Origin of the sequence: Streptomyces viridosporus, from assembly GCF_002078235.1 — a bacterium.
Classification (GTDB): domain Bacteria; phylum Actinomycetota; class Actinomycetes; order Streptomycetales; family Streptomycetaceae; genus Streptomyces; species Streptomyces viridosporus.
In genome coordinates this window covers 1-9,315 of the sequence record NZ_MSGP01000009.1, presented here as the reverse complement: position 1 = coordinate 9,315, position 9,315 = coordinate 1, and the positions used below count along the sequence as shown (strand labels likewise).

General features: G+C 72.7%; 7 protein-coding genes. 3 read left to right on the top strand and 4 right to left on the bottom strand.

Annotated elements, in window-relative coordinates:
* Positions 1–96 precede the first annotated feature (96 nt).
* The 3 genes from B7L92_RS00950 to B7L92_RS00940 form a co-directional block, all read right to left on the bottom strand.
* On the bottom strand, positions 97–1,149 hold the full coding sequence (locus B7L92_RS00950) for an endonuclease/exonuclease/phosphatase family protein (RefSeq protein ID WP_081235598.1): 1,053 nt from the start codon (positions 1,147–1,149) through the stop codon (positions 97–99).
* A 187-nt stretch (positions 1,150–1,336) separates the two neighbouring features.
* Complete coding sequence (locus B7L92_RS00945; protein ID WP_081235597.1) at positions 1,337–1,963, bottom strand: TetR/AcrR family transcriptional regulator; 627 nt, start codon at positions 1,961–1,963, stop codon at positions 1,337–1,339.
* Positions 1,964–2,034: 71 nt separating this feature from the next.
* Entirely contained in the window at positions 2,035–3,627 is a 1,593-nt protein-coding gene (locus B7L92_RS00940) for an MFS transporter (protein ID WP_081235596.1), read from the bottom strand.
* Between the two features lie 263 nt (positions 3,628–3,890).
* Here B7L92_RS00940 and panB point away from each other — a divergent pair, with 263 nt between their 5' ends.
* The 3 genes from panB to B7L92_RS00925 all read left to right on the top strand — a co-directional run bounded on the left by panB (position 3,891) and on the right by B7L92_RS00925 (position 6,763).
* Positions 3,891–4,766 (top strand): 3-methyl-2-oxobutanoate hydroxymethyltransferase, encoded by an 876-nt coding sequence (gene panB / locus B7L92_RS00935; RefSeq protein WP_081235595.1) that lies wholly within the window; start codon positions 3,891–3,893, stop codon positions 4,764–4,766.
* 156 nt (positions 4,767–4,922) lie between these two features.
* A complete protein-coding gene (locus B7L92_RS00930) occupies positions 4,923–5,948 on the top strand; it encodes an ATP-binding cassette domain-containing protein (RefSeq protein WP_081235594.1) in 1,026 nt (341 codons plus the stop codon).
* The gene (locus tag B7L92_RS00925) at positions 5,945–6,763 is read left to right on the top strand and encodes an ABC transporter permease (RefSeq protein ID WP_004988926.1); all 819 of its coding nucleotides are present in this window, start codon (positions 5,945–5,947) and stop codon (positions 6,761–6,763) included. The genes B7L92_RS00930 and B7L92_RS00925 overlap by 4 nt, the downstream gene beginning before the upstream one ends.
* Before the next feature lie 188 nt (positions 6,764–6,951).
* Here the strand turns inward: B7L92_RS00925 and B7L92_RS00920 are convergent.
* Positions 6,952–9,315: ATP-binding protein (locus B7L92_RS00920; RefSeq protein ID WP_255310703.1), on the bottom strand; the 2,364-nt coding region annotated here is incomplete at its 5' end.

Below are 9,315 nucleotides of genomic sequence, written 5' to 3'. Positions count from 1 at the left end.
GACAGCCGTCGACGGCTGTCGGGCGCCCACCGTCGTCCCCGGTTCCCGCCGTCGACGGCTGTCGTCTTTCCCGGGGCCCGGCGGGGCGGCCGTGGGTCAGTCGTCCGGTGCGGTGATCTTCACGCGGGCCGCGATGGGGAGGTGGTCGCTGGCCGTCGCCGGGAGGGTCCACGAGCTCTCCGGCTCGGCGCCCTTGACCATGATCTGGTCGATCCGCGCCATCGGGAACGAGGCCGGCCAGCTGAAGCCGAAGCCGCTGCCCACGGCGCCCTGCGTGGAGCGCATCTGGGAGGTGACGGCGTGCAGGGCGCGGTCGTTCATCGTGCCGTTCAGGTCGCCGAGCAGGACGATGTTCTTCAGGGGCTCCGCGGCGATGGCCTCGCCCAGGGCGTTCGCGCTCTTGTCGCGCTGGCGGGCCGTGAAGCCGGCCGCCAGCTTCACCCGGACCGAGGGGAGGTGGGCGACGTAGACCGCGACCTGTCCGGCGGGGGCGGTCACCGTGGCGCGCATCGCGCGCTTCCAGCCGAGGCGGATGTCGACGGCCTGCACGTCGCTCAGCGGGTACTTGCTCCACAGGCCGACCGTGCCGACCACCGCGTGGTGCGGGTACGTCGCCGCCAGCGCCTTCTCGTAGGTGGGGACCTCCGAGGCCCTCAGCTCCTCCAGGGCCAGGACGTCCGCGCCCGCGGCGGCCACGTCGCGGGCGGTGCCGGCCGGGTCCGGGTTCTGGGCGTTGACGTTGTGCGTGGCCACCGTGAGGTCGCCGCCGGGGGCGGTCTTGTCGGTGAGCAGCCCGCCGAACAGGTTCAGCCAGACCACCGCGAGCAGGACCGTCGCGACCAGCGCCGTCGCCGACTTGCGGAACAGGGCCAGCAGCAGGAGCAACGGGACGAACAGGCCCAGCCAGGGCAGGAAGGTCTCCAGGAGGCTGCCCAGGTTGCCCACCCGGTTCGGGATGTGGGCGTGGGCCAGCATGACCAGGGACAGCAGGGCCGCGCACGCGGCCAGGACCAGGCCCCGGCGCCAGATGCGGCGGTCGCCGCGCCAGCCCCTGGTCAGGCGGTCGAGCAGACGCCGAAGCCGGGATGTCCGGCGCTCGGGACCCGAGCCGCCGGTGTCCGTCTCCGTCATGTACGCCTGTTGCGCCATACCGTTGCCTCACAACTTGCTGTGCATACCGTCTCCCCGTGTCCGTACGACCCTAGGGGATGATCGGTTGCTTTCCTGCCGTACGGGGGCGAGGACGTGCGGTGCCGCGCGAGGAGTTCCGGACGGGGGTACGGAAAGCGTCCTCTGTGACGAAACGCGCACATCGGGACGGCCGCCGGATTCCCTCCTACGGATGCGGCCTGACGGGGCGTAGCCCCTGGAGCAGGGTATCGACGACGCGTTCGGCGAGGTCGTCCGGCAGGTCGGCCTCGGGGCGCAGGACGGTGCGGACGAGGAGGGGGCCGACGACGATGTCGTTGAGCAGTTCCAGGTCGACGTCGGCGCGCAGTTCACCGTTCTCCCGGCCCCGGCGCAGTACCTCCAGGCCGAGTCTGCGGCGCGGCAGGATGACGGTGTCGTGGTAGGCGGCCCAGAGCTTCGGGCTGCTCTTCATCTGGGCGTGCACGTTGTGCAGGAGCGCCGACGTCCTGTTGGCCAGGCCGCGCCGGCGCAGGGATTCCAGCAGGACGACGAGGTCGTCGCGCAGGGAGGTGCCGGGGAGTTCGGGGTCCGGGGGTTCGACGGTGCGCACGATGTCGACGAAGAGTTCCTCCTTGCCGCTCCAGCGGCGGTAGATGGTGGCCTTGCCGACGCCGGCGGTGCGGGCGATGCGCTCGATGGAGAGCTCCGCGAGGGGCACGCCGTCCTCCAGGAGCTTCATCACGCCTTCGACGATGGCGCGCTCGGCTGCCTCGCTGCGGGGCCGGCCCCGCACGGGACCGTCCTGCCGGGGGTCGGTGACGACCGGGCTCACGTCGCCGCCTCCTTTCGTGGGCTGGGGTGATTCTCCCCGGTGCACGGGGGCGGCGGTCCACCGGGCGGGGGTTATCGGTCCGCCGCCGACACCAGTTCCTGGTTCCGGTCCCCCCGTTCGGACTCCGGGGGGCGGCCGGGCAGGAACAGGGCGGTGACGATCGCGCCGACGATCGCGACGCCCGCTCCCCACAGGGCCGTGACGTGCATCGCGTGCAGGAAGGCGTCGTCGGCCGCGGCGACCAGGGCCTCGCCGCGTGCGCCCAGCCGGTCCGCCACGGCCAGGGTGGCCTCGATGGACTCGCCGGCGGCGTGGCGTACCGCGGGCGGCAGCAGGACGAGTTCGTCCTCGATGTCGGTGCGGTAGGCGGCGGACAGCAGCGAGCCGAGGACGGCGATGCCGAGGGCGCCGCCGAGCTGGCGGAAGGTGTTGCTGAGCGCGGAGGCCGAACCGGCCTTCTCGCGGGGCAGGGCCTGCATGACGACGACGCTGACCGGCGTCATGACGTGGGTCATGCCGATGCCCATCAGGAAGAAGACGAGCTCGATGAACCACAGCGGCGTGTCCGTGTCGAACAGGGCGAACGCGGCCAGGGTCGCCGCGAGCAGCACCAGGCCGCCGGTGGTGGTGGCGCGGTGGCCGAAGCGGTCCACCACCAGCCGGGCCCGCGGTGCGAAGACCGTCTGGGTGACGGCCAGCGGCAGCAGCAGCAGACCGGTCTGCAGCGGTGTGTAGCCGCGCACGCTCTGGATGTAGAAGACGGAGAAGAACGTCACGCCCATCAGCGCGAAGAAGACCAGGGCGATCGCGGCGATGGCGGCGGAGAAGACCTTGTTCTTGAAGTACCCGACGTCGATGGACGGGTGGTCGCTGCGTTTCTCGACCACGACGAAGACGGCGAGGACGGCGAGACCGGCGCCGATGGTCGACAGCACCGTGGGGTCGGTGAAGTCGGCGAGCTGGCCGCCCTTGATGATGCCGTAGACCAGCAGGACCAGGCCGGCCACGGACAGGACGACGCCGAGGGGGTCGATCCGGCCGGGGTTCGGGTCGCGGGAGTCGGGCACCAGCCACAGCATCAGGGCGACGGCGAGCAGCGCGATGGGCACGTTGACGAGGAAGACCGAGCCCCACCAGAAGTGCTCCAGCAGCACACCGCCGGTGATCGGGCCGATGGCGATGGCGAGCCCGACGCCTCCGGCCCAGACGCCGATGGCCTTGGGCTGTTCGTCGCGCTCGAAGACGTTCATCAGGACGGCCAGGGTGGCCGGCATGACGAACGCGGCGCCCAGCCCCATCACCGCGCGGTAGCCGATCAGCTCGGCCGGGGAGCCGGAGAACGCGGCGAGCGCCGAGCCGATGCCGAACACGGCGATACCGCCGAGCAGCACCTTCTTGCGGCCGAGCCGGTCGCCCAGCAGCCCCGCGGTGAACAGCAGGCCCGCGAAGACGAGCGTGTAGGCGTTGATCGCCCACTCCAGCTCGCTCTGTGTGGCCCCCAGGCCGGTGGGGGCGGGGGTGGAGATCGTCTTGATGGCGACGTTCAGGATCGAGTTGTCCAGGACGACGATCAGCAGGCTCATCATCAGGACGCCGAGGATCACCCAACGGCGCCGGTGCACGGTTTCCGGGACCCGGCGGACGGGGGCGGCAGGAGTGGTCATACGGCCCAGCCTAGTTATTTTCGAGACGGATCCGTCTCGTATTCGCACTCCTTTGCCGAGGTCTTGCCCATATATTGTGACCGTTTGGCCTATTTTGCCGATGGGGACGGTGGGGGTATACGGCCGCCGTGCGGGATCGTGTGGGATCGCGCGGGGAGAACGCACGGGGTTCCTCTGGTCCTCGCCGGGCCGAGGTGCCACCATGGACGTGATCCGGGGACGCCGTCAGGGCGCCTCGAGATGACGTGTTAGGAGCCGTGGCAATGACGCAGCTTTCCGCTGCCCAGAGCGCGAAGCCGACTCCCCCCGACGGCAGCAGGGCGCTGTACGGGGGCAAGGGCACTCGCCGCATCACCGTCCGCGACATCGCCGCCGCCAAGGAGCGCGGCGAGAAGTGGCCCATGCTCACCGCCTACGACGCGATGACCGCGTCCGTCTTCGACGAGGCCGGCATCCCGGTGATGCTCGTCGGCGACTCGGCGGGCAACTGCCACCTCGGGTACGACACGACCGTGCCCGTCACCCTCGACGAGATGACCATGCTGTCCGCCGCGGTGGTCCGCGGCACCGGTCGCGCCCTGATCGTGGCCGACCTGCCCTTCGGCTCGTACCAGGAGGGCCCGGTGCAGGCGCTGCGCTCGGCGACCCGGCTGGTGAAGGAGGCCGGGGTCGGCGCCGTCAAGCTGGAGGGCGGCGAGCGCTCGCACCGGCAGATCGAGCTGCTGGTGGAGTCCGGGATCCCGGTGATGGCGCACATCGGGCTGACCCCGCAGTCGGTGAACGCCATGGGCTACCGGGTACAGGGACGCGGCGAGGAGGCGGCCCAGCAGCTGCTGCGCGACGCCAAGGCCGTCCAGGACGCGGGTGCCTTCGCCGTGGTCCTGGAGCTGGTGCCGGCCGAGCTGGCCGCCGAGGTGACCCGGACCCTGCACATCCCGACGGTCGGGATCGGCGCGGGGCCGGAGACGGACGCGCAGGTGCTGGTGTGGACCGACATGCTCGGGCTGACCGGCGGCCGGGTGCCGAAGTTCGTCAAGAAGTACGCGAACCTGCGTGAGGTCATGAGCGGCGCGGCGAAGGCCTTCGCCGAGGACGTCGTCGGCGGAGCGTTCCCGCAGGAGGAGCACTCCGTCCACTGAGCCATCGCGGTACGACAGCCGGCCCCGCCGATCTTCCCCCGTCGGCGGGGCCGGCGTCGTTCCCGGCGGGAGGCGTCGGTGTGCTGTCGGTGGCCCGGCGGGAGGCGTCGGCGGACTGTCGGTGGTTTGTCGGTGGCGTCTGAGAGCCTCGGTGCCATGACGCGAACAGACGAACAAGCCGGCGGCCCGGACAGCGCCGTCACCGTACGGGGGCTGGTCAAGCACTACGGCGAGACCAAGGCGCTGGACGGCGTCGACCTGGACGTGCGCGAGGGCACCGTGATGGGGGTCCTCGGGCCGAACGGGGCCGGCAAGACCACCCTGGTGCGGATCCTGTCCACCCTCCTCGCCCCGACCGCGGGGCAGGCCACCGTCGCCGGGTACGACGTGGTCCGCCAGCCGCGGCAGCTGCGCCGGGTGATCGGACTGACCGGGCAGTACGCCTCCGTGGACGAGAAGCTCTCCGGTCGGGAGAACCTGTATCTCATCGGCCGGCTGCTCGACCTGTCCCGCAAGGAGGCCCGGGCCCGCGCCGACGGGCTCCTCGAGCGGTTCTCGCTCACCGAGGCGGCCCGGCGCCCCGCGGCCACCTACTCCGGCGGCATGCGGCGCCGGCTCGACCTGGCCGCCTCGATGATCGGCCGGCCGGCCGTGCTGTACCTGGACGAGCCGACCACCGGGCTGGACCCGCGCACCCGCAACGAGGTGTGGGACGAGGTCAAGCGGCTGGTCGGGGACGGTGTCACCGTGCTGCTGACCACCCAGTACATGGAGGAGGCCGAGCAGCTCGCCTCCGAACTGACCGTCGTGGACCGCGGCAGGGTCATCGCGAGCGGCGGCATCGAGGAACTGAAGGCCAAGGTGGGCGGCCGTACGCTGCGGATCCGCCCGGCCGACCCGCTGCACCTGCGCCCGCTGGCCGACGCCCTCGACGCACTGGGCATCACCGGGCTCGCCGGCACCACCGTGGACACCGAGCGGGACGCCGTCCTCGTCCCGATCCTCAGCGACGAGCAACTGACCGCCGTGGTCGGCGCGGTGACCGCGCGCGGAATCACCCTCAGCTCCCTCACCACCGAACTGCCCAGCCTGGACGAGGTGTTCCTGTCCCTCACCGGCCACCGCGCCGGCGCCCCGCAGGACGCCGTGCCCGCCGACACCCGCGAAGAGGTCGCCGTATGAGCGCCGCCACCCCCCTCACCGGCACGGGCGCGGACGCGCGCATCCCGCTGCGCGGCCATCTGCGCCACACCGGGGCACTGGTGCGCCGCAACCTGCTGTGGATCCGGCAGGACCCGGAGTCGATGTTCGACGCCGTGCTGTTCCCGATCGTGTTCACCCTGCTGTTCGTGTACGTCTTCGGCGGCTCGATCGGGCAGGCGCTGGGCGGCGGGCAGGAGGCGTACGTGCAGTACATCGTGCCCGGCCTGATGGCCATGATGGGCATGAACATGGCCATGGGGGTGGGCACCGGCTTCAACCAGGACTTCAACACGGGGGTCATGGACCGTTTCCGGTCGCTGCCCATAGGCCGCGGCTCGGTGCTGTTCGCCAAGATCTCGGTCGAGGTGCTGCGCATGCTGATCGCCACCACGATCCTCATGGTCGTGGGCGTCCTGGTCGGCTTCGACATCACCCACTGGCCGGGGCTGTTCGCCGCCGTGGGGCTGTCCGTGGTGTTCGGCTCGGCCCTGATGTGGGTCTTCCTCACGCTGGGCGTGGTGATGAAGAACGCGCAGTCGGTGCAGGCCATGGGCTTCCTGGTGCTGATGCCGCTGCAGTTCGGCTCGTCGATCTTCGCGCCGACCCAGTCGATGCCGGGCTGGCTGGAGAACTTCACCGAGTACAACCCGCTGTCCTCGCTGGCGGACGCGGCGCGCGGGCTGATGGTGGGCGGCCCGGTGGCGCACGACCTGTGGATGACACTGGCCTGGTCGGTGGGGATCACGGCGGTGATGGCCCCGGTGGCCATCCACAAGTTCCGCACGAAGACCTGACGGTCCCGGAGCGGCGCCTGCCCGGCCGGCGGACACCTGCGCCCGGTGAGGGGCGGGTCCGCCGGCCGGGCGGCTCCCACCGGCCGGACGGCGCACGGCCCTCCGGGTGTGCGGATCCCGCCCGCACGCGCACGGCCCGCCCCGGCGCGCGGCCCCGACCGGGCGCGTCCGATCCGCCCGGGCGCGTGTCAGAGCAGGGCGGCGGCCTCCTCCTGGGAGAGGGCGGCGCCCTCCGCGTACGCGGACTCGTACGCCGCGTCGCCGAGTGCCGCCCGGGTCCGCCGCTCCGCCTGTGCGCGCACCTCGCGCTCCATGCCCGCGGCGACGTGCCCGGGCGGCAGCCCGGCATCGGCGGCGCCGAGGCAGCGGGCCGCGTCACGGGCGCGGTGCCCGCCGTCGAGTCCGGCGAGGGCGGCGGCGCCCATGGTGAGACACGCCGCGCGCATATGGGGCGCGATGGCCGTGGACAGCGGGTCGCCGGCCCGCTCGATCGCCTGGCGGATCAGGACCAGCGCCTGCTCGTCGCGGCCGTCGACCACCTCCAGCCAGCCCTCGGCACCGAGGATGAACGCATCGAAGACCACATAGTGCGCGATGCGGAACTCCTCGCGCAGCAGACGCAGTTGCTCCCGCGCCTCGTCGGTCCGCCCGGTCGTGCCGAGCAAGCCGGCCAGGAAGAGCCGGGCGGCGGGCATGGCCTCGCCGTGCCCGCCGTGCTCCTGGTCGATGACGTCGCGCAGCAGCCGCTCGCCGCGCTCGGCGTCCCCCGCCTCCAGCAGCGCGCTGCCCAGCCGGGCGGAGAGCACGGCCACCTGGGCGCGGGCGCCGAGGCGTTCGGCGTGCTCGATCGCCGCCTCGTAGTCGGCGGCGGCCGCCGCGTACTCACCTTCGCGTTCGCGGGCCTCACCGCGCGCGGAGAGGGCCTCGGCGGTGCCCCAGACGTCGCCGAGGCGCCGGTAGATCTCCAGGGACTCGTCCGCGTCCCGCCGCGCGTCACCGGCCCAGTCACTGCGGTTCGCGAGCAGGTTGGCGCGCATCTGGAGGTTGGAGGCCAGCTCCCACTCGAATCCGGGGGTGTCCCGGCAGGTGCGGACGGCGGCGTCGACGGCGGTGCGCAGTCCGTCCATGTCGCCGGTCAGCATCAGGGCGAACGCCCAGAGCGCGCCGGGCTGGCGGCAAGCCTGCGGCAGACCGGGCTCGTAGCTCGCGGCGATGACGCGCAGCCTCTGCTGCGCCTGCGGGTTCTGCCAGTCGTCCAGCTCGGTGTCCATGCAGGCCATGTGGACCAGGTGCACACCGCGCCGGGCCTCGGCGAGGACCTCCCCGGCCATCGGGGGCGGGGCGTCGGTGCAGCGCTGCCGCACCGGCGCGGCGGGCCGGACCGGTGCGGTGAAGGGGTCCGGCCCGAGGGCCATGACCTCGCGGCACCAGTTGCGGGCCTCGATGCGCAGATCCCGCATCTGCCAGTACCAGGCCAACGACAGCGTGAGGCACAGCGCCTCCTGCTCGTCGCGCAGGACGAGGGCGTGGCGCAGGGCGGTGCGCAGGTTCTCGTACTCCCGCTCCAGGCGCCCGATGGCGGCGAGCTGGTCCGGGCCGCGCAGCAACGGGTCGGTGGTGCGGGCGAGTTCGCGGTAGTACGTCAGGTGCGCCCGCTCGGCCCCGGCGCGTCCTCCCGCCTCGTCGAGCCGCTCGCCCGCGTACTCGGCGACGGTCTCCAGGAGCCGGTAGCGCATCTCGCCGCCGCCCGAAGGGGCGGCCACCACCAGGGACTTGTCCACGAGGGAGCCGAGCGTGTCGAGCGCGACCGGCCCGCACACGGCCTCGGCGGCGGCGAGGTCGCAGCCGCCGGCGAAGACCGACAGCCTGCCCAGCACCTCGCGTTCGTCCGCGTCGAGCAGTTCCCAGGACCAGTCCACGACGGCCCGCAGGGTCTGCTGGCGGGGCCGGACGGTACGGCTGCCGGTGGTCAGCAGCCGGAAGCGGTCGTCGAGCCGGTCGGCGATCTGGCGCGGGGTGAGCATCCGCAGCCGGGCGGCGGCGAGTTCGAGGGCGAGCGGCAGTCCGTCGAGGCGGCGGCAGATCTCGGCGCAGGCCTCGGGATCGTCCTCGGTGCGGAAGCCGGGGCGGGCGGCGGCGCCGCGGTCGGCGAGCAGCCGCAGCGCGACCGGCTCGGGCAGCGGCTCCACCGGACGCAGCAACTCCCCCGGAACGCCGAGGGGTTCGCGGCTGGTGGCGAGCACGGTGAGGTGGGGGCAGCGCTGCAGCAGGGTCTCGACGAGCCGGGCGGCGGCGTCGACGACGTGCTCGCAGTTGTCCAGGATCAGCAGCATGCGGCGGCGGCCGCAGTGCTCGGCGAGCCGGTCCACGGGGTCGTCGTGCCGGTCGGCGACGGCCCGCATGCCCTCGGCGCCGGCTCCGTACAGGACGGTCTCCCGGGCGCCGACGGCGGTGAGGACGGCCTCGGGGACGGCGTCGGGGTCGTCGACCGGGGCGAGTTCGGCCAGCCACACGCCGTCCGGCAGGCCTGCCCGGACGGCGTGTGGCTGGCC